The sequence below is a fragment of the Rhodococcus sp. NBC_00294 genome (assembly GCF_036163995.1).
In the GTDB taxonomy this organism is placed as follows: Bacteria; Actinomycetota; Actinomycetes; order Mycobacteriales; family Mycobacteriaceae; genus Rhodococcoides.
In genome coordinates this window covers 1,880,530-1,899,657 of the sequence record NZ_CP108043.1, presented here as the reverse complement: position 1 = coordinate 1,899,657, position 19,128 = coordinate 1,880,530, and the positions used below count along the sequence as shown (strand labels likewise).

Sequence of the window (19,128 nt, the reverse complement as noted above, 5' to 3'; positions counted from 1 at the left end):
TCTCGCCAGTCTCAGAGTCTCGGACGGTACCGGATAATGCTCGCGTCGAACGGTATTCGGCCCACAAGCGGTTGGACACCTACCGCCCTGCCCGCCGCCGATCCCCCTCCGAGAACCCGTCCACCTGCTGCATCCCGTGCACCCGCTTACGCTCCTGGTAGTCCACCACCGCCGAGAACGCAGCACTCACACCCACCGACGAGGCGTCGTAGGTCAAAGACTTGTCGGCCTTGAAGCCCATCTGCGAACCGGTGTCCACCGCGTCCATGTTGGCTCCCAGGAACACGAAGTCCCACCCGTACTGCGATTCCTGCTGCTCGATCAGCTCGCGAACTGCCTGGTTCGACCACTCCCGACTCGAGTTCTCCTGTCCGTCGGTCATCACCAGCACGGTGACCGATCCCGGCCGTTCTTCCTCGGGCAGGGCCGCAAGGGACGAGCCGATCTCGGTGACGAACTTTCCCACCGCGTCGTACAACGCCGTCATTCCGCGGGGTACCAAGTACAGCGGAGGGACCTGGCCGATCGGTGTCGAGTCGTAGACCATCGCGTACTGATCATCGAACTGCGCCAGCGTCACGACGGTTGTGCCGTCGTGATTACGCTCGGCGTCGATGAAGGCGTCGAATCCTCCCTGGGTGTCGTCGGCGATGGACGACATCGAACCGGAACGGTCGAGTAGGGCTGCAACGAGGGACAAAGAAGAATTTGGCATGGGAACTCCTGACGTGGGGACGGATGGGTGGACTGACGATCAGGCGACGGAGACGGTGACGCCACCGGAGAACAAGGAGTCGTGTAGCTCGATCTCCGACGGTGCGGTGCCCGCCGGCACGTCGTAGACGAGTGTCGCCACGAACGAGTTACCCGGATTGATCTGCGAGAAGCCGAGATTCGGGTCATTGGTCACCGTCGCGAGTGTGTCGGTCGAGTACTCACGCCCCTGCCCGTCGAGCAGCTTCTGCGACGACGTGTCGAACAGCTGCTGCTCGTTGCCGATGTTCGCGACCTTCAGGGTGACCAGCACGTACTCGCCCTGCGGCGTCTGCGACGTGTACTGATCCCCCACACTGGCGACGCCACCCTCGACGTTCTGCACGGTGAACTCGAACTTGCCGTCCCTCACCGCAGCACCGATTCCCGGTGCCGACTCCTCGGCCGGCGCACTGCTGCCCTCCGTTGCGGCCTGCGAGGAGGACGTGGTGCCACTCGTGGACGAGTCCTGTCCTCCGCTCGCCAGATTGACGCCGACAGCGATGACGACGACCGCACCGATCGCCGTGAGGATCTTGTGCCGCAGGAACCAGTTCTTCTTGGTCGGCGGCTGCTGTGGCTGCGCGTACGGGTTCTGGGGAGGCTGAGTCATGGCGAGTCCTTTCGGTGGTACCGGCACCGGTCGGTGCGTCCCACCAAGAACACCGCAGTCACCCCGTCGGGCACCTCGTCGATTCGGCCGGTCTCACTCCTCCTTTCGGTCGGCGTTCGCGACCGAAGAACGGAGGCTCATGTCGGACCATGGCCGTACCGTCTTCTCTGTGACCACTACTGCAGCTACGGTTCGGCGTCGCGCCTGGACCGTCGGCGCAGTGACGCTCAGCTTGTTCTGCACCTTCATGGCTGCCGGTCTCGCGGGCACATCGGGAACACCGGTGTGGAACGTGGCGCTCGGCGTCGTCCTCAATATGGCCGCCGCGACTGCGTTGATCTGGCGACACGACAAACCGTGGATCGTCCTCGCCATGGCTGTCGTCGGTCCACTCTTCTTCGCTACCGACGCAACGGCCGCGCTGATAGCTCTCTTTGCAGTCGGCGTCTTCGCTCGGGGCCGCGCTCTCGCCGGTGCTGCAGTCGCGGTCTACCTGGCCTGCGCGATATCCCTCGTGTACGACGCAGGGCGCCGCCGCGACTACTCGGTCCTGACGATCGGAGTCAAGCACGTCGAGGGCACTCCCCCGCCGACGTGGTCGCTCCCATGGTGGCTGCCTTGGCTCGTCGCGGCCGTCCTCGTCGCTGTGGTTCTGGGGCTCTCTCAGCTTCGCCGTACAAAGTCCGATCTCGTGGCGGCCGTGCAATCCCGCGATCAGGCGACCGCGCAATCGCAGCGCATGCACGAGGACATGCTGATACAGCAGGAACGCTCCCGCATCGCGCGCGATATGCACGACACCCTGGCCGCAGGACTCAGTCGAATATCGTTGCTGGCAGGCGGTTTACAGGTCGGGAGCAATGACGGGCCGGAGAAGATCTCGAACACGTCGGCCCTGATTCGTTCCACGGCTCACGAGTCCCTGGACGAGCTCAAACGCATCATCGGCGTTCTCCGCGGGTCCGACACCGGCGGCGAGGATGCTGGTCGGCGCAGCATCGCGGGAATCGGGGACCTCGTCGACGCGGCGCGTTCTGCCGGGTGTCGGGTGACGCTGGTCCAGGACATTCATCCCGGTGTGGTCGGCGATCTGACCAGTCATACCGCGTACCGCATCGTGCAGGAAGCTCTGACCAACAGTCAGAAGCATGCCCCGAGTTCACCTCTCCACATCACGGTGAGTGGGGCGGACACCGATGGCATCAGCCTGACCGTGCGCAACCACATCTCGACGACAGCGCAACCTGGCCCTGGTTCGCGAACCGGACTGGCCGGCCTCGCCGAGCAAGCTCACAACGCCGGCGGGTGGGTGCGGTGGACTGCCATGGGTGGCGAGTTCATCGTGACGGCCTGGCTCCCCTGGTACTCCTGACGCGTCAGTCCTTGACCAGTCCGCCGTCGACGACCAGGTTCTGTCCCGTCACTGCTCTCGACCACGGCGACGCGAAGAACAGCACAGCATCAGCGAACTCGGCCGGCGTCGTCGCCCGGCGCAGCGGGGTGCTCTCGGCGATCATGTCGAACACCGCGGGCGGGGTCGCAGAGCTGGCATCGGTGGTCCGCAACAGACCACCGGACACCATGTTGACGGTGATGCCGTCAGGCCCGAGGTCCGCCGAGAAGGTCCTCGTCAGCGCTAACAAGGCAGCCTTCGCCGCCGTGTAGTCGTGATACGGAACGACGGGGTTCTGCACGAGGTTGGTGCCGATCGTGATGATCCGCCCGAATCCCGCCTCACGCATGCCCGGCACAGCTGCCTGCGTGGTGTGCAGAGCGCCGGCAACGCTGCCGCGGAACTGCGAGTCGAACGCCGACCACTCGATCTCGTCGGCCTTGGCACGGTCGTCGCCGTTGAACGAGAAGTCGACCAGAGCGTTGTTGACGACGGTGGTGACAGTCGACCCGAAATGCTCACGTGCCCTGTCGAACAGCGCGTCGACCTGGTGCCGGTCCGTGACATCGGCCTGCACCACGACAACGCGGTCAGGACCGAACTCCGATGCCAGAGCATCGGCTGCGGCCGCACTGCGGTGATAGTTGACCACCACGCGGGAACCTTGCTGCAGGAAGGCTCGCGTGATCGCAGCACCCAATCCGCGAGCACCGCCCGTCACGAGCACGATCTGTTCGGCCAGCGGCACTGTGCGCATCTCGACATCCCTTCGCCAGCATGACCTGGTCAGGTTCGACGGGTGTGTTCTCAGCCGGTTCGGTTCGGCACCCCGTGTCCGACTCCATAGAACACCTATCCGCTGTGGCTTGTCGGCGCGACCCGATACGGTCGACCCATCATGGACTCCGATGCGGTCATCACCGTTCTCGTCGTGGACGACGACGCATTCGTTCGTCGCGGCGTGGCGGACATCTTCGCCGCCACCACGGACATCGTGGTGGTCGGATCGGTCTCGGACGGTGACGAAGTCCCCGCCGCAATCGCCGCTCATCGGCCCGACGTCGTCCTGATGGATCTGAAGATGCGCCGAGTGGACGGACTCGACGCCACCCGAGCATTGATGGCATCGGCACATCCACCGAAGGTCGTCGCGATGACGGCGATGGACGTGGACGATCTGGTGGTCCAGGCCATCGAGGCCGGCGCCCACAGCTTCCTCAGCAAGTCGGAGGCACCGGAGACGTTTCACCAGTCGATTCGCGCCGTCGCTGCCGGCAATACTCTGTTCTCCGAGGAGTCACTCCGAAAGATCGTGGCCACTACCCGACCACCACGGCCGACGGTGACGCTGGAGGCGCTGACCGACAAGGAACGAACAGTGTTGTCGGTCATGGCATCCGGGGCAACGAATGCCGACATCGCACGGCAGCTCTACATGGCGGAAACGACGGTCAAGTCGCATCTCACTGCGGTTAATCACAAGCTGCACGTCACCAACAGGGTCGAGGCTGCGCTGATGGCGTTCCGCGCGGGACTGGTTATCTGAGGACCTCGGGTCAGACTACGCCTGCTGACGCATGCTTTAGCCGGATTCGTGCTGGTCTATCACGCGAATCGATCTTTAAGCTTGCTGCAAACGACATAAGGCTGTTCAATCGTCGCCGTCGGCGGTAACGTGGCCTTAAGTTGTCTCTGGCAAGCATTGGAAACCCGCATGGCACCTCCTCGAAAGTCGCGTCGTACCGACGTCAGCAATCTCGCCAGGTCTTTCACAGCACGCCGTCACGAATTGGGTCTGACGCAAGCTGAGCTCGCTCTGCTGGCCGGAGTCGGCCGTTCGACTGTGCAAGCGATCGAGGGCGGCAAGGACGCGCCTCAACTCGACGGGGTCAACGCCGTCGCTGACGCGTTGGGGTGCGATCTGACGCTTATGACCCGCGCCGGAGCCATCGTCGAACCAGGGGAACGATGACCACCGGAGCCGACTTGCGCGACATCGATCGAGCAGACCTCTACAAGGGCAACGTTCGCGCAGGGTCACTGACGAGGTCCGGCGACAACGTCAGCTTCCACTACGACGATGACTACCTGGTGCGACCCGGCGCCAACCAGGTTGCCTGGTCGCTGCCCACCGACGCTGTAGACGTCAGCGTAGGAGCGGGGAGCGTGCCGCCCTTCTTCGCAGGATTGCTCCCGGAAGGTGTTCGTCTCTCCGGTGTGGTCGCCGGGATGAAGACGTCGGAGGACGACCACTTCACCATCCTCCTGGGCGTTGGATCGGACACTATCGGCGACGTGCGCGTCGTCCCCCACGGAACCGAGCTGCAGCCTGCAACACTCGCCTTCGATCCGGAATCCCCGTCACCGGACTTGCGGACGTTGTTCGATCAGTTGTCCGGGCCGGATTCGATGCGCGTCGATACCGCAAGCTTGCCCGGGGTGCAAGGCAAGGTGTCCGCCCAGATGTACACGTCGCCCGTAGCGACGACGCACGGGGCAGCCATTCTGAAACTGGCTCCGCCGAACCGCTTTCCGCGTCTGGTCGAGAACGAGAACTTTTTCATGACTGTCGCCGAGAGCTGCGGGCTCGTCGTACCGCGTCGGCACATAGTGACCGACGCCCGCGGAGTATCGGGACTTCTCGTTCAACGTTTCGATCGGGACGGTGATCGCAGGCTCGCGCAAGAGGACGCGTGTCAGATCAGCTCGCTGTACCCATCGTCGAAGTACCGGATGAAGACCGAGACGGTGCTCGACACGCTCGCCCCGACTGTCGAACTCGGTGGAGGTTCCGCGCGCCAGGCGGCGCTCGAACTGCTCAGGCTCACCGTGTACTCGTATGCGATCGGGAATGGAGATCTCCACGGGAAGAATTACTCTATTCGCCGGAACACCAGCGGAATGTGGGGAGTCACTCCGGCATACGACCTGCTGTGCACTCAGCCGTACATGGGCTGGAACGATCCGATGGCACTGACGTTCTACGGTCGGAACAACAAGTGGTCGCGCGACCACATAGTTGACGGTGCGGCACGCCATCGACTTCCACATAAAGCGGTAGAGCAAGTTCTGGACGACGTGTGCGCCGGTGTACGCGCGGCGACCAGCGATGTGAAATCGATCGGCTTCGACGACAAGACCACGTCGCGGATGACCAAGTTCATCAGCGCGCGCTGCGACGAGCTGTCCAGCTGACGCACATCCGACATCCACCCGCGCAGTCAGTCGCCATGACGGACAGCATGTGGCAACAGATCACGCGTACACAGCCGCCCCGCAGATTCCACACTCCTCGAACTCGGTGCGCTTCCAGCGCGCGAGGGGGATGAAGAAGACGCTGAACTGCTTGTACTGCTGCATCCGAGCCCACTGAGTGGTGTTGTGGCAGCGCTGGCAGGTGCGGGTATGGCCCGCGCCGAGGGATCTGCGTTTCAGGCCGAAGCCGAAGAGGAGGAACACCGCTCCCAGGATAGGTGGTCTAGCCGTTCTGAAGAACCTCTCGCAGCGTCATCGCACGTCGACCAGTCACCCGTTCGACGTCATCGGTTACGGCGCTGAGTTCGCCGGAGGCAATCGCCGTGTACGTCGACACCCAGGCATCGTTCTGCCAGTCCGGCGCGTTCCATACAGCGCGTGACTCGTACGCCTCGTCCAGCGTCTCGTCGTGGAACGACACCGCACGACCTCGAACGTCGGCAATGGTCGCGGCCACCTCGGACATCGACAGCGCCTCCGGCCCGGTCAGGTCGTAGGTTCTGTTCGCGTGTTGCTGGGGGCCGATGAGAACGCGTGCCGCGACTCGCGCAACGTCTGCACGCGCCACCAAGGACACTCGTCCGTCCCCCGCCGGACCGCGGATGACACCGTCCTCGCCGGCGAACAGTTCCATCACGTCGCTGTAGAAGTTGTCGCGGAGGAATGTGTGGTCCAGCCCTGAATTCTGGATGTGCTGCTCGGTGAAGTAGTGATCGCGCGCGAGAGTGAACGTCGCGTCCGGCGCCGCCCTGAAGAACGACGTGTAGACGATGTGCCGAACTCCGGCCTGCACCGCAGCATCGATGAAGGTGCGGTGATCCGTCAGCCGGGCCGCATTCTCGGCGCCGGACACCATGAACAACACGTCGATCCCTGCCAAAGCCTGCGTGGCAGCCTCTGCGTCAGCGTAGGAACTGGTGCCCACGGTGGCACCGGGCAGCTTCGGCGCTCTGGAGGGATCGCGAACCAGCAAGTGTTGTGGTGTGCCGGCTTCCGCGAGGTGCGCTGCAACTGCGCCTCCCACCGATCCCGTCGAACCTGTGACAGCAATAGTCGGCATGACCGTCCCTCGCAGCAGTGTCGAACGGCTGACCGTTCGCGTCCGGGTCGAGTATGCCCGTCACCCACTCGCCACCGCCCGCCACAAGCGCTCGCTGACTCTCTCCACCGCGTCGACAAGCTCCGGGGGACGTAAGTCCTCAAACTCTGCATCGAACCGCGCTAACGACGCCGCAATACCCGTCCACGACCACGCGCCGATGCGGACGCGACACCAACCGTCGCCAAGATCTTCGACCGTTCCGTCGGCGAGGAAGGGAGCGGCCTCCGCCGCAGGAAGGTGCACCGTCGCCTCCCCTTCACACGCCCAATCACCCGAGACCGTGCCGCGGAAGCGTCGACGGAGCAGCTCGGCCGACGAACCGCCGGGGATCGGACGCGGAGTGAATCGCACGCCCGTTCGCATCTTCGGTGTCATGCGGTCGACTCGAAACACACGCCAGTCGTCGCGGTCCAAATCCCACCCGACGACGTACCACCGACCTCCGGCTCCGACTACTCCGTGCGGCTCGACGCGTCGCGGAGGTACCACTGAATTATGTTCCGCCGATACGTAATCGAAGCGAATCAGCTCGTGATTGCGCGCCGCCTCTCCGACCGTGCGCAGCACAGCGGGATCGATCGGGTCGCCGGTCGCAGGGAGCGCAGTGAGCGCCAGCGCGTCGACCCGGTTGCGGACGCGAGTAGGCATGACAGTCCGAAGGGTCGCCAAAGCTCGCTCGGCGGCATCGGCAATGTCTATGCCCATTGCCGGCACGACTTGCAAGGCGAGTGTCAGTGCGACCACCTGGCCGTCGTCGAGAAGTAGGGGCGGCACCTCCTCGCCCCCGTCCAGCCGGTAGCCACCGTCCGACCCGCGGAGCGCAGCGACGTTGTAGCCGAGAACGCGCAATCGGTCGACGTCGCGGCGGATGGTCCTCGGGCTCACACCGAGTCGGCCGGCCAGCTCCGTGCCCGGCCACTCGCGGCGGACCTGCAGCAACGACAACAGGGTCAGCATGCGTGAGGACGGTTCCGACATGAGTCGAGTATGAGCGACAAAGCGGTCAGGATCTGACCTATTGGGCTGCGATCGTCATTCCTGTCGGCAACGCTTGCCGGACCGATCTACTCGAGGAGTCTCGATGACCGTCATCACCGCCCTGCACATCAACCTCCGCGGCAACGCACGTGAAGCGTTGGAGTTCTACCAGTCCGTCTTCGGCGGCGAACTGGTCGCATTCCCCTACGGCGACACCGAATCGGGCCAGGGACCGACCCAGTCCGAGCAGATCGCCTGGGGTGAGGTCAGCACACCCGGAGGGTTCCGCGTCATGGCGTACGACATCCAGGACTCGCTTCCCTACAACGCCGGTGAGAACGCCTTCTACAGCGCGCTTCGGAGCCACGATGCGGACGAGATCACCGCCGCGTTCGAGGGCTTGTCCGCCGGGGCAACAGTGTTGGTGCCGCTCGGGCCGGTCGGGTTCTCACCGCTGTACGGCAAGCTTGTCGACAAGTTCGGTGTCGTGTGGATCCTCGACGTCATCCCTCAGTGGTGAGGTAGCACCCGCAGGCCTGGCACCGCACCGACTCTCGGGGGTCGCGGGTTGACCTTCACGTAGGTCGAAGCCGCATGCTGTCGGGGTGTCAGATGCCGAGTTGATGTCCATCGGGTCGTTCGCGCAGCGGTGCGGCCTGACGGCAAGCGCCCTGCGCTTCTACGCCGATTCAAGATCGCTGCTGCCGGCAGAGGTCGACCCTGTCACCGGGTATCGCTTCTACCGCGAGGACCAGCTCGTGCGGGCGGTCCTGCTTCGACAACTGCGCGAGATCGGCATGTCTCTTCCTGCTGTGAAGTCCACCCTCGACGCGGACGTTGTCGACACGATTCGCTCGGTCGATGATCACGTCACCACGGTGATGCGTGAGGCCGAGTCGGTGCGGCAGCAGGCGGCTGCCATCACGAGCACGCTGAATGGTCGATCCGGGCGGCAGATCGCCCGACTGAGCGGGCCGGTGCTGGCCTCTGCGATCGAACAGGTTCTCACCGCCACCGTCGATGATCCGGACATCGCGGTGCTCGGTGGCGTTCACGTCGAGGCTGGGCCCGAAGTTCTGACAGTGACCGCCAGCGACCGCTACCGCCTGTCGACACGCACCCTCGTGAGCCACGTCGACAGTGCGGCGGCCTGGACGGCGACGGTGAACGGCGATGACTTGCGACAGTGCCTCGGCGACTTGCGCCGTACCTCGTCGGTGAACGTGGATGTCACCGATCACGGTATGACGTTGCGACTGACAGACCGCGATGATCGTCACTGCAGATTCGTGTCCGAGTCGTTTCCCGACTACCGATCGATGCTCGACTCACTTCCGGCGGTGACCAGTCGCATCGAGGTCCCCACAGCAGCGCTCCTCCTTGCTCTCGAACAGCGATCCAGCGATCGAGTTCGGTTGTGCAGCAACGACAAAGGCCTCATGGTCCACGGCGACTTGCTCCCGGACATCCAGATTCCGGCCCGCGTGAACGGGTGCGCAGTCGACGTCTGGTTCGAGATGACCACTCTCTACCCAGCCATCAGCACCGCCATCGGCGCTGAAGTTCTACTCGATTTCCGCGGGCCCGAACAGCCCGCCACTGTGCGCTCTGCAGACCGAGGCGACTTGACCACTCTGGTCATGCCCATCGCAGCACCGCGTGACACCACGACGACAGGACGCACGCCATGACAGGGAGTCCCGCAAGCGACCCGACGATGGACGCGATCGCCGCGGCCGTCACCGAGGGCAGAAGTGGAAACCTCGACGAGGCACGTCGACAACTCCTCGCACTGTGGCAGGACATCGGTGTCGACGGCGATCCCCTACACCGGTGCAGCCTCGCGCACTACCTCGCCGACCTTTTCGAGGATCCTGCAGAAGCACTCACGTGGGACGTCCGAGCACTCGATGCTGCACGCGCCGTCACTGACCAACGCACGCAGGATCATCACGCAGGTCTCCACATCGTGGGATTCTTTCCATCGCTGTATCTCAACGTTGCGGACAACTACTGCAAGCTCGGGTCTTTCGACGCAGCTCGCGAGCACATCGACGCTGCGAAGGAGTGCTCCTCGACGCTCGCCGACGATCCCTACGGGGATCTCATACGGGGAGCGATCGGCAGGGTCGACGCGGCCATTTCGAGGAACGATGGCGGCGATCGCTAGTAGTCGCTCCTCGAGCCTGCGTCGCCGAGCGAACGAGACTCGACGACACTTGTCGCGATTCGACGTCGCGTCACGTTTCTTCCTGCAGACACAAGGACCTGGTGTGACGTCTGTGCCTGTGTTCGAGCTGCCGCCGACGACGTGGAATCCCTCGGGCCTGACGCCAAGACGACGGCGCGACTAGAAGCCGTTCTGGAGGACCGATGTGCCGAGCTGACACCGTGAACTGTGTGGCACGATGCGAACCATGGCCGAGCCCAGCACGAAACCGACCGACGCCGACGTCGCTGATTTCCTCGCCGCCGCGACACCCGCACGCCGCCGGGAAGATGGACTCGCTCTTGCCGATATTTTCGCGGAAGTAACTGGGGCGGAGCCAGTCATGTGGGGTCCGTCGATGGTTGGGTACGGAAGCTATCGCTATGTCTCACCGGTCAACCCGCGCACCCGCGGCGACTGGCCCAAGGGCGCGTTCTCACCCCGGAAAGCGCAACTGTCGCTGTACGGTCTCAAAGATCTTCCCGAGGGAGCGGCGCTTCTCCCCTCACTCGGCACCTACACCGAGGGCGCAGGGTGCGTCTATGTGCACAAGCTGGACCAGATCGACCTCGATGTACTGCGCCGCCTCATCGCCATCACCTGGGCGCGTGGGGACGACGAGTAGACCGGCCGCCTCGCGCTGAGTCAGTACGTCAGGTTCGCCCCGCGCGACATGAGGACTGCATTGCTCCCGGCGAGCAGACAGGAAATCCCGTCCTCTCGCGAGACGCACGTTGCGCCACCGACGGTGAGGGTCTCAGTATCTCAGCGCATCCGGTTGGGCGAGGTGAACAATCTGTGTGCACTCGTGAAATGACAGGTTCATGCAAAAACGCCCGTTCGCAACGCGTCGTGGTTGTCGCCCGACTCGCTGTCGTCGCTACTTCCGAGGCGAATCATATGACTTTGCGCATTGCTGAAGAAGTTTCCTAAAGTTCCAGAAGCGAACCACTTCGGATGGCGCAGGCGCCCGTTGTGAGCGGGCATAACGACGGGTGTGTGCACTCATGACGATTGCTGACTTCACTATGTCCGCTTGACCGGATCTGCCATGAGCTGATTAAGCTATCGCACCCAAGCCCTCAAGAGATGGACACAGCTATTGAAACGATCCGATGTGTTGCGAGTTGGACTCGGGCTCGTAGGCATGGCAACCATAGCCCTCGCGGGATATCCTGTAGCGACCGATTTTCTTAAAACTGATGCGGCAGCCGGCGGCGCAAACCGCGGCTTAGTGGTTATCGCGACTTCGGGCGGAGCTCCTAAAACTACATTGCATGCAGAGCAGCGCTACGACGAGTCCGGTGACCTCGCGTTTGTCTTTTACTTCACATCACCTAACGTCCAATACACTGATGAAGCACCAACCGTTCGCTTAGATTACACTATTGCTTTCGTAGGCGGAGAATTCGACGGTCGAGTCACCTGCGCAAATGGCGATATCCCTGCAGGCACCACATTCGCGAACCTGTCAGCAGGTACGAAGAATGCAATAAGCGCTGACGTCAGAGGCGGCGACTCGTCAGCTCAGAATTTTGAAGGCGACGGAACGCAGGGCAGCGAAGTGCTGTCAAGTCTGCAACAGGAACCAATTTTCGAGAGAAGCGGAGTGATGCGGACACTCAAGGACGGGTCAAGTTACAGCGATCGCTCCCAAGACGAAGATCGTATATGGGCCGAAGAGTGCCTGATACAAAAGCAAGTTACCAAACGAGAAGTCGACGCTGCTAGCCAACTGACAAGCTCACGATTCACAGTTCTACCTCTTCAAGTGAATTGGGTATCGAAGAACAACGTGACCGACATACATTCGGATATTGCTTCCCGAGTCACGATCGACAGGTCGTCGGAAGTACAGCTGCGCGAGTCTTACCCACCACTGTCCTCACTTGACAACTCCTGGATGTACAAAACCTCAGGCAACTGGGTCAAAAGCCTGGGACAAGAAGGAAATTTTGGCTACACCAATCAACCTGTCTACATTTTCGGCGACCGCGCATTGGAGGACAGTAAAGCTCTGTTCTTAACAGTGCTGGGATTAGCTCTCGGACTTTTCAGCGCACTCCTAGTCGGCGTGGTATCGAAACTACTGGACCTTACGGACTGACGATCAATACATCCAACCGCCGAGGCCCGTGGACACCCTCCACCCTGTTCAGCTCGATGTCACTGGTCGCGCTCGGCCCGCTGATGAAGGTCAGCGGCCGAGTGGCGTCCAGCGCCGCGAAGGCCTGCGGAACGGTGTCCACCACCTGGTCTGCGCGGACGATGCAGATGTGATGGTCCGGCACCAGAGTCAGAGCCCTACGACCCTGCGCGACAGAGGCATCGAGCACGATCGTCCCTGTGGCAGCGATCCCCACCGCGCAGCCGGTGATCACCGCGTCGAGGGCATCGAGTTGGTCGATCGACAGGCCCGCGTCCGGAAGCACCGCGATGCCGTCGACCCAGGCAGAGGGCAGATCGACGGGAACTACCGCTCGACCATCACCGAGCAACGACGACACCGTACCGGCGATCTCCGCCTCGGAGATCCGGTACACCTGAGCCCGGTAGTCGTCGACCGTTTCAGCGAAGCGGTCGACGTTCCCCCGGCCGACCAACGCAGCCCGGTCGTAGTCCCGCGGAACCTCGACTCCGGCAACCCCACCCGCGGTAGCGGAACGGATGCGCTCGAGGATCTCCGACTTGGCGTTCATGACTCGTCCTCGTGCGTTCGTGCCCACCACTGGCGGAACGTTTCTTTCGGAGGGGCCGGCATGTCTCGGCTGGTGGTCCACAACGATCCGGGGAAGGGAAGCGACTCGATGTGTCCCTTCTTCCCGGCCAGCAGGCGTCCGACGCCCGCAGCCTTCTCAGCCATCCCGAATCGTTTGGGCGAGTTCATCGCCCACCCTGCAGCCCGCATCGCGATCTCCTGCGCGCCGGGGATGCCGCCGCGTTCGGAGTCGACCTGCTCCGCCCGAAGGTGCACCAGAATCTCCGGGATGTTGATACGCACCGGGCACGCATCGAAGCATGCCCCGCACAGCGACGACGCATACGGCAGTGACGCATTGGGGTCGTCATGGCCGGTAGTACCGGTGAGCTGGGGCGACAGGATCGCACCGATTGGGCCCGGATACACCGACCCGTACGCGTGCCCACCGGTTCGCTCGTAGACCGGGCACACGTTCAAGCATGCGCTGCATCGGATGCAGTTGAGGGCGGCGCGGCCTACCTCGTCGGCAAGCACGTTGGTTCTGCCGTTGTCGATGAGCACCAGGTGGAAGTTCTGGGGACCGTCGCCTTCGTGCACTCCGGTCCACATCGAGGTGTACGGGTTCATACGCTCGGCCGTGGACGAGCGGGGAAGCAGCTGCATGAATACTTCGAGGTCCGCGAAGGTCGGGACCAGCTTCTCGATACCCATCAACGTGATGAGGGTGTCGGGCAGCGTCAGACACATGCGCCCGTTGCCCTCGGACTCGACGACGGCGAGGGTCCCTGTCTCAGCGACACCGAAGTTGGCGCCGCTGATCGCGACCTTCGCCGACAGGAACTTCCGTCGCAGATGTTCCCTCGCGGCCATGGCCAGTTCGCGCGGCTCGTCGGTGATGGCCGTGTCGACACCGGGCATGCGCCGCAGGAAGATCTCGCGAATCTCCGCGCGGTTGCGGTGGATTGCGGGGACGAGGATGTGGCTGGGCTTGTCGTCACCCAGCTGCACGATGAGCTCGGCCAGATCGGTCTCGATCGCGGCGATCCCCTCCGCTTCGAGGTACTCGTTGAGTCCGGTCTCCTGGGTGGCCATGGACTTCACCTTGACCACTTCGTCGCTGCCCGTGGCCATGACGAGGTCGGTGATGATGCGGTTGGCCTCATCAGCGTCGCGTGCCCAGTGCACCACTCCCCCGCGGGCGGTGACGTTGGCTTCGAGTTGCTGCAGCAGTTCGGGCAGCCTCGACATCACGTCGGTCTTGAGGGCACTCCCGGCGAGGCGCAGTTCCTCCCAGTCATCGCACTCCGCAACAGCTCCCAGCCGCTTCTCGCGGATGGTCTTGGTCGCGGCCCCGACGTTGCGCCGCATCTGAGTGTCTTGCAGCGCGCGCTTCGCGGCCTTCGGGAAGCTCTCCTCGCCGCGGATATTTCCGATACCGGGAGAGCCTAGGAACGTTGTCATCGTGCCTCCGTCGATGCCAGGATCTCCGCCAGGTGAACAGTTTTGACGCCGGTGCGCAGGCGGGACAGTCCGCCGCCGATGTGCATCAGGCACGACGAATCCCCTGCGCTGCACACCTCGGCACCGGTGGAGAGGACGTTGGCCATCTTGTCCGACAACATCGCCGTCGAGGTCTCCGAGTTCTTCAACGCGAACGTACCGCCGAAGCCGCAGCACGACTCGGCCTGGGGCAATTCGACCAAGGTCATGCCGCGTACGTTGCGCAGCAGTTCGAGGGGCTTGTCGCCGACGCGCAGCATCCTCAGCGAATGGCACGTGGGGTGGTAGGTGACGCGGTGCGGGTAGTAGGCGCCGACGTCGGTGACGCCGAGGACGTCGACCAAAAGCTCGGACAGCTCGTACGTGCGGCCGGCGATGTCCTCGGCGCGCGTGGCCAGGTCCTCGTCACCGGCGCGGCGCGCGACCATCGCGTGCTGGTGGCGCACCGATCCGACGCAGGAACCGGACGGTGCGACGGCGACGTCCCACAACGACTTCTCGAAGACCTCGACGTGGTGGCGCACCAGCGGTGCGGCTTCTTTGAGGTAGCCGGTGTTGACGTGCATCTGGCCGCAGCACGTCTGATCCGACGGGAAGACGACGGTGTGGCCGAGCCGTTCGAGCAGTGAGACAGTCGCTTTCGCTGACTCGGGGAAGAGTGCGTCCGCCAGACAGGTGGCGAACAGGGCGATCCGCATGGAGCCTCCAGAGCGTGTGGTCTGACCACAGTAACCCCTGTGGTCGGACCACACCAGCTATTCTCCGACAATGCGCGCACACGAGGTGGTTCTCCACCGCATCGAACAGGACCTGGCGGCGGCGCGACTCCGTGTCGGCGATCGACTGCCGGCTGAGCGCGCACTTGCGGAGGAGCTCGGCGTCGGCCGCAGCTCGGTTCGCGAGGCCATCCGCGTCCTGGAGGCGATGGGCGTCGTGAAGACGTCGGTCGGGTCGGGCCCCGATGCGGGCGCGATCGTCGTGGCCGATCCCGCCACGTCCATCGGCTCGGCACTGCGGCTGCACATGGCCACGCAGTTCCTGCCCATCGCCGACGTGGTGCAGACGCGCGTGCTCCTCGAGTCGTGGGCGTTGCGCGAAGCCGCGGCGCGCACCCCCGACCTCACCGCCATCGACGAGTTACTCGACCGAATGGACGACAAGAGTCTGGCACCCGATCAGTTCCATCGCCTCGACGCCGAGCTCCATGTTCGATTCGCAGGGCTTGCCGGCAACGTGCTGATCGAGGCCATGATGACCTCGCTCCGCGACTCGATCCACGGCTACGTCATGGACGCGGTGCCGATGCTCGACGACTGGTCGGCGGTCGCGGTGAACCTCCGGTGCGAGCACCGCGGCATCGTCGACGCGCTGCGCCGAGGACACGGCGCCAAGGCCGCCACCCTGGCGCGCGAGCACATTGAAGGGTTCTACGGGTTGATGCGGCTCGACTGAGTCGGAGCCCGCCGAAGCGTGTCGGACCCCCGTGCCAGCATCCCTCCACACACAACGAGGGCCGAGGCCCGGGCAAGGGGTTCACCATGACAGTGCACGTCGTCGACGACCGTATCGAGGTCCGGTGCCCCGAAGTCCATCCGAACGCCCGGATGTCGTTCTCGTTCCAGCGAACCCTCCGCGTTCCCGACGACGACACCATGTACGACCTCCCTCCGGGCCTCGGCGGCCTGCAGGTGAAGGAGTCCGGCCAGGACGACGACGGGGTGACGCACTTCGCCATGCCGATGTGGCAGTCCGAGGCGTGCTGGATCAACTTCGACGCCGGCTATCCGTTCCTCGTGACGATGAGCAGCGGAACCATCAACGTCTTGACGGGTGAACCATGGTCGCCCGTTCCCGACTTCGAGGCCGAGGACTACCTCGAAGTTCCGGACCAGCCGTGGCTCGATGGGTTCACTGCCGAGAAGGGGACGGTGCGCCAGTTCGTCGCTGCCCCGCTGGGCGCCGATTACACGGCGGAGGAGCAACTGTCCTCGGAGCCGGCGCGCGGTGGGATCCAGGTGGCCGTCTACCCGATGCTGGCGAGCAAGTACTCGGAGCTGGACCACCTGCCGACCATCATCTGCTTCTCCTTGCCCCCGAACGACGCGATGGGCCTCGGTGCCGGTGGATCCATCAGACAGGCAGTGGCGACGCCAGTGGTCCCGCACGAATCGTGGGACCTCGAGCACGGCCGACGATTCACCATTGACATCGTCAACAGTGCTGTGTGGCAGCAGCTCACAGGATCGGAACCCGCCTCGGTTCCTCTGAGCGCCGCGGATTACACGCGGTTCGGGATGCCGTGGTTCGCCTGGTACGACGAGCTGGTGGTGGCTCGCGAGGGAGCAGCGTCGCTGCGCGGCGTGCGGACAGTCGCTGACGTAGATGCCGGCGCTGACGAGCCGATCCTGCCGGAGAACGAGAGCTTCGAGAAGCCGGTACCGGTGTACGTCAGCTGACAGGCGCGCGTCACCGCACCGTGGCCGGCTCCGGCAGCGCCATCCCCCGCTCCTCCATCACCGCGCGCAGGCGGTCGGGGTAGTCAGTGATGATGCCGTCGACACCCGTGTCCATCAGTGCCGCCATCGTCGCGGGATCGTCCACCGTCCACGGCACGACACGGATTCCGGCGGCATGCGCTGACGCCACCATCTCGGGTGTCACGTAGAGCTCGAAGTCCGCATCCTCCACGGCTCCCTTCTGCGGGCTGCCCTGCACGGGCGAGAGGGCGTGGGCGCCGAACGACTGCACCGCTGCCACCGGATCGCCGTCGAACTCGTCGATGTCGAGACCGCCGAACCACGGCGACGCTCCCGGCTCACCGACCTCGAGGAAGTCGGGCTCCGTGAGCGCCACCAGGCGCATCGACGGGTCGACCTTCTGCACCGCGAGGAGAGCGCCCCAGTCGAAACTCTGGATGGTCGTGCGATCGAGCAGTCCCGCCGCCCCGACCGAGGCGAGCACCACGTCGGCGAACTGCTCACGGGGCGCCGTTTCGGTGGGCGCCGCCGCCTCCACCTTGGTCTCGATGTTCAGCTGCACCGTGGAGTCGTAGGAGTTCACCAGCGCGAGCACCTCGTCGAGGGTCGGGATTCTGGCATCGGTCGCCACTCGCTGTTCCGGGTAGCCGTCGAGCTGCGTGACACCACAATTCAGGGTTCGCACCTGCGCCAGCGTCAGGGTGTTGACGTACTTCCCGACGTAGGGGAACTCGGGATCGTTGTCGGTAACCGGCCGGGTGTCGCGGCACTTCGCATCCGACACCTTCCGGTCGTGCGTCACGACGGCGATGCCGTCCTCGGTGATCTGCGTGTCCATCTCGAGGGTGGTGACGCCGAGCTCGAGGGCGTTGGTGAACGAGGCGAGCGTGCTCTCGGTGACCAGTCCGAGGCCACCGCGGTGCGCCTGCAGGTCGAAGCCGTCGAGCGGCTTCGCGGTCTCGGTATCTTGTGCGGAGCAGGCCGCCAGCGCCACGCACATCGAGACGGTCAGCAGCACTCGTCGCATCGCCATGACGCCCACGCTAAGCCGGGAAGGTGAACGCTCGATGGATCAGCGCGCGCGCCACGACGGGTCAGTCGAGCCCCGCACCACCAACGACGGGTCGAAGGTGAGCTGCCGGAACTCGTGGTCACCGGAGGTCGACACCTGCTCCAACAGCAGTTCGGCTGCAGCCCGGCCCAATTCGGCACGCGGCTGCGCGATGGACGTGAGGGGAACCGCTGCACCCGCGGCGTAGTCGATGTCGTCGTATCCGACGATCGCCAGGTCCTCCGGCACACGCACGCCGCGGTGCACACATTCCTGCAGCACCCCCAGCGCCAGCAAGTCGTTGGCGCACACGACGCCGGTCGGCGGGGCGTCGGTCATGTCGAAGATCTGCGCGGCAGCTCGTGCGCCGGCCTCGATGGACAACGACGTCGACCACACGGTCGACATGCGGGTGCTGGCCGATTCGGCGACAGCCGTGAGGGCACCGGAGCGGCGGTCGCGCACCTGCCGAATGCTGTCCGGGCCGCCGACGTAGACCAGGGTGCGGTGCCCCAGATCCATGAGATGCCGTGCAGCCAAACGTCCTCCGAGAACGTCGTCGACCGCGACCGACGATCTGCCGGGGGCGTGCGACCCTCGATCGAGCAACACCACCGGGGTGCCCTGGCGGTCGAGGTTGTCAAGCATCGGCACGTTCTCACCCACGGGACTGAGCAGGATGCCCTGCACTCGCTGCTCCATGAGCAGGCGAAGCTGACGGTTCTCGCGCTCTTCCGACTCGCCGCTACCGACGATCACGGTCAACAGATCGTTCACGTCCGCCACGGATTCTGCGCCGGCTGCCACGTCGAGGAAGAACGGGTTCCGGGCGTCGAGGACCACGACGGCGAGCATGCGGGACTGGCCGGCTCGAAGCTGGCGGGCCGCGTCGTTACGCACGAATCCGAGCTGCGCGATGGCCGCCTCGACGCGCTCACGGGTGGCGGCGGAGACCATGTCGGGCTTGTTCAGAACATTGCTGATGGTGCCCATGGAGACACCGGCCAGAGCGGCGACCTCGCGCATACTCGCTGCCACGGTCGCCCTCCCTCCTCGTCACCTCGGCACCCCACCGATGTGCATATTGAATCGGTTT

General features: G+C 64.3%; 22 protein-coding genes and 1 riboswitch. Of the genes, 11 read left to right on the top strand and 11 right to left on the bottom strand.

The window, feature by feature from the left end; genetic code table 11:
* Positions 1 to 79: 79 nt before the first annotated feature.
* Both OHB23_RS08950 and OHB23_RS08945 read right to left on the bottom strand, forming a co-directional pair.
* Positions 80 to 715 (bottom strand): VWA domain-containing protein, encoded by a 636-nt coding sequence (locus OHB23_RS08950; RefSeq protein WP_328811355.1) that lies wholly within the window; start codon positions 713 to 715, stop codon positions 80 to 82.
* 39 nt (positions 716 to 754) lie between these two features.
* Entirely contained in the window at positions 755 to 1,366 is a 612-nt protein-coding gene (locus OHB23_RS08945; protein WP_328811354.1) for a DUF4352 domain-containing protein, read from the bottom strand.
* Between the two features lie 220 nt (positions 1,367 to 1,586).
* Between OHB23_RS08945 and OHB23_RS08940 the strand changes: the two genes are divergently transcribed.
* Positions 1,587 to 2,738 carry a sensor histidine kinase gene (locus OHB23_RS08940; protein WP_328811353.1) on the top strand — a complete coding sequence of 384 codons (1,152 nt, stop codon included), beginning with the start codon at positions 1,587 to 1,589 and terminating at the stop codon, positions 2,736 to 2,738.
* Positions 2,739 to 2,742: 4 nt separating this feature from the next.
* Here the strand turns inward: OHB23_RS08940 and OHB23_RS08935 are convergent, their stop codons facing one another.
* The gene (locus OHB23_RS08935) at positions 2,743 to 3,507 is read right to left on the bottom strand and encodes a 3-oxoacyl-ACP reductase (protein ID WP_328811612.1); all 765 of its coding nucleotides are present in this window, start codon (positions 3,505 to 3,507) and stop codon (positions 2,743 to 2,745) included.
* Positions 3,507 to 3,601, bottom strand: a riboswitch (TPP riboswitch). (Overlaps the previous gene by 1 nt.)
* A gap of 56 nt (positions 3,602 to 3,657) precedes the next feature.
* On the opposite strand from OHB23_RS08935, the gene OHB23_RS08930 reads away from it, so the two are divergent.
* The 3 genes from OHB23_RS08930 to OHB23_RS08920 all read left to right on the top strand — a co-directional run bounded on the left by OHB23_RS08930 (position 3,658) and on the right by OHB23_RS08920 (position 5,954).
* Positions 3,658 to 4,305, top strand: a complete 648-nt coding sequence (locus OHB23_RS08930; protein ID WP_328811352.1) for a response regulator transcription factor — start codon at positions 3,658 to 3,660, stop codon at positions 4,303 to 4,305.
* A gap of 168 nt (positions 4,306 to 4,473) precedes the next feature.
* Positions 4,474 to 4,731: a helix-turn-helix domain-containing protein gene (locus OHB23_RS08925; protein WP_328811351.1), complete on the top strand. Its 258-nt coding sequence runs from the start codon at positions 4,474 to 4,476 to the stop codon at positions 4,729 to 4,731.
* The gene (locus tag OHB23_RS08920; RefSeq protein ID WP_328811350.1) at positions 4,728 to 5,954 is read left to right on the top strand and encodes a type II toxin-antitoxin system HipA family toxin; all 1,227 of its coding nucleotides are present in this window, start codon (positions 4,728 to 4,730) and stop codon (positions 5,952 to 5,954) included. The genes OHB23_RS08925 and OHB23_RS08920 overlap by 4 nt, the downstream gene beginning before the upstream one ends.
* 60 nt (positions 5,955 to 6,014) lie before the next feature.
* Here OHB23_RS08920 and OHB23_RS08915 read toward each other — a convergent pair whose 3' ends face one another.
* From OHB23_RS08915 to OHB23_RS08905, 3 genes are read right to left on the bottom strand one after another with little or no spacing between them, the layout of a single operon-like run.
* Positions 6,015 to 6,218, bottom strand: coding sequence for a zinc-ribbon domain-containing protein (locus OHB23_RS08915; protein ID WP_056073455.1), 204 nt, complete (start codon positions 6,216 to 6,218; stop codon positions 6,015 to 6,017).
* A 19-nt stretch (positions 6,219 to 6,237) separates the two neighbouring features.
* Positions 6,238 to 7,074: an SDR family oxidoreductase gene (locus OHB23_RS08910; RefSeq protein WP_328811349.1), complete on the bottom strand. Its 837-nt coding sequence runs from the start codon at positions 7,072 to 7,074 to the stop codon at positions 6,238 to 6,240.
* Between the two features lie 60 nt (positions 7,075 to 7,134).
* Complete coding sequence (locus OHB23_RS08905; RefSeq protein WP_328811348.1) at positions 7,135 to 8,094, bottom strand: helix-turn-helix transcriptional regulator; 960 nt, start codon at positions 8,092 to 8,094, stop codon at positions 7,135 to 7,137.
* Between the two features lie 103 nt (positions 8,095 to 8,197).
* On the opposite strand from OHB23_RS08905, the gene OHB23_RS08900 reads away from it, so the two are divergent.
* The 5 genes from OHB23_RS08900 (at position 8,198) to OHB23_RS08880 (ending at position 12,410) form a co-directional block, all read left to right on the top strand.
* On the top strand, positions 8,198 to 8,614 hold the full coding sequence (locus tag OHB23_RS08900; protein ID WP_328811347.1) for a VOC family protein: 417 nt from the start codon (positions 8,198 to 8,200) through the stop codon (positions 8,612 to 8,614).
* A gap of 85 nt (positions 8,615 to 8,699) precedes the next feature.
* The gene (locus OHB23_RS08895; RefSeq protein ID WP_328811346.1) at positions 8,700 to 9,785 is read left to right on the top strand and encodes a MerR family transcriptional regulator; all 1,086 of its coding nucleotides are present in this window, start codon (positions 8,700 to 8,702) and stop codon (positions 9,783 to 9,785) included.
* A complete protein-coding gene (locus OHB23_RS08890) occupies positions 9,782 to 10,264 on the top strand; it encodes a hypothetical protein (protein WP_328811345.1) in 483 nt (160 codons plus the stop codon). Before OHB23_RS08895 ends, OHB23_RS08890 begins: the two co-directional genes overlap by 4 nt.
* A gap of 247 nt (positions 10,265 to 10,511) precedes the next feature.
* Positions 10,512 to 10,928 carry a DUF1801 domain-containing protein gene (locus OHB23_RS08885; RefSeq protein WP_328811344.1) on the top strand — a complete coding sequence of 139 codons (417 nt, stop codon included), beginning with the start codon at positions 10,512 to 10,514 and terminating at the stop codon, positions 10,926 to 10,928.
* Positions 10,929 to 11,450: 522 nt separating this feature from the next.
* Entirely contained in the window at positions 11,451 to 12,410 is a 960-nt protein-coding gene (locus OHB23_RS08880) for a hypothetical protein (protein WP_328811343.1), read from the top strand.
* On the opposite strand, the gene OHB23_RS08875 is transcribed toward OHB23_RS08880, so the two are convergent.
* Genes OHB23_RS08875 through OHB23_RS08865 form a run of 3 tightly spaced genes read right to left on the bottom strand, consistent with a single transcriptional unit; the run spans position 12,400 to position 15,202 of the window.
* The gene (locus tag OHB23_RS08875; protein WP_328811342.1) at positions 12,400 to 13,002 is read right to left on the bottom strand and encodes a LutC/YkgG family protein; all 603 of its coding nucleotides are present in this window, start codon (positions 13,000 to 13,002) and stop codon (positions 12,400 to 12,402) included. The genes OHB23_RS08880 and OHB23_RS08875 overlap by 11 nt on opposite strands.
* On the bottom strand, positions 12,999 to 14,465 hold the full coding sequence (locus OHB23_RS08870; protein WP_328811341.1) for a LutB/LldF family L-lactate oxidation iron-sulfur protein: 1,467 nt from the start codon (positions 14,463 to 14,465) through the stop codon (positions 12,999 to 13,001). The genes OHB23_RS08875 and OHB23_RS08870 overlap by 4 nt, the downstream gene beginning before the upstream one ends.
* Positions 14,462 to 15,202, bottom strand: a complete 741-nt coding sequence (locus tag OHB23_RS08865; RefSeq protein ID WP_328811340.1) for a (Fe-S)-binding protein — start codon at positions 15,200 to 15,202, stop codon at positions 14,462 to 14,464. Before OHB23_RS08865 ends, OHB23_RS08870 begins: the two co-directional genes overlap by 4 nt.
* Positions 15,203 to 15,272: 70 nt before the next feature.
* Here OHB23_RS08865 and OHB23_RS08860 point away from each other — a divergent pair, with 70 nt between their 5' ends.
* Positions 15,273 to 15,956, top strand: coding sequence for a FadR/GntR family transcriptional regulator (locus tag OHB23_RS08860; RefSeq protein WP_328811339.1), 684 nt, complete (start codon positions 15,273 to 15,275; stop codon positions 15,954 to 15,956).
* An 86-nt stretch (positions 15,957 to 16,042) separates the two neighbouring features.
* Positions 16,043 to 16,960 (top strand): hypothetical protein, encoded by a 918-nt coding sequence (locus OHB23_RS08855; protein ID WP_328811338.1) that lies wholly within the window; start codon positions 16,043 to 16,045, stop codon positions 16,958 to 16,960.
* A gap of 10 nt (positions 16,961 to 16,970) precedes the next feature.
* Here the strand turns inward: OHB23_RS08855 and OHB23_RS08850 are convergent, their stop codons facing one another.
* Both OHB23_RS08850 and OHB23_RS08845 read right to left on the bottom strand, forming a co-directional pair.
* The gene (locus OHB23_RS08850) at positions 16,971 to 18,014 is read right to left on the bottom strand and encodes a glycerophosphodiester phosphodiesterase family protein (RefSeq protein WP_442973028.1); all 1,044 of its coding nucleotides are present in this window, start codon (positions 18,012 to 18,014) and stop codon (positions 16,971 to 16,973) included.
* A gap of 39 nt (positions 18,015 to 18,053) precedes the next feature.
* A complete protein-coding gene (locus OHB23_RS08845) occupies positions 18,054 to 19,070 on the bottom strand; it encodes a LacI family DNA-binding transcriptional regulator (protein ID WP_328811337.1) in 1,017 nt (338 codons plus the stop codon).
* Between the last annotated feature and the right edge of the window lie 58 nt (positions 19,071 to 19,128).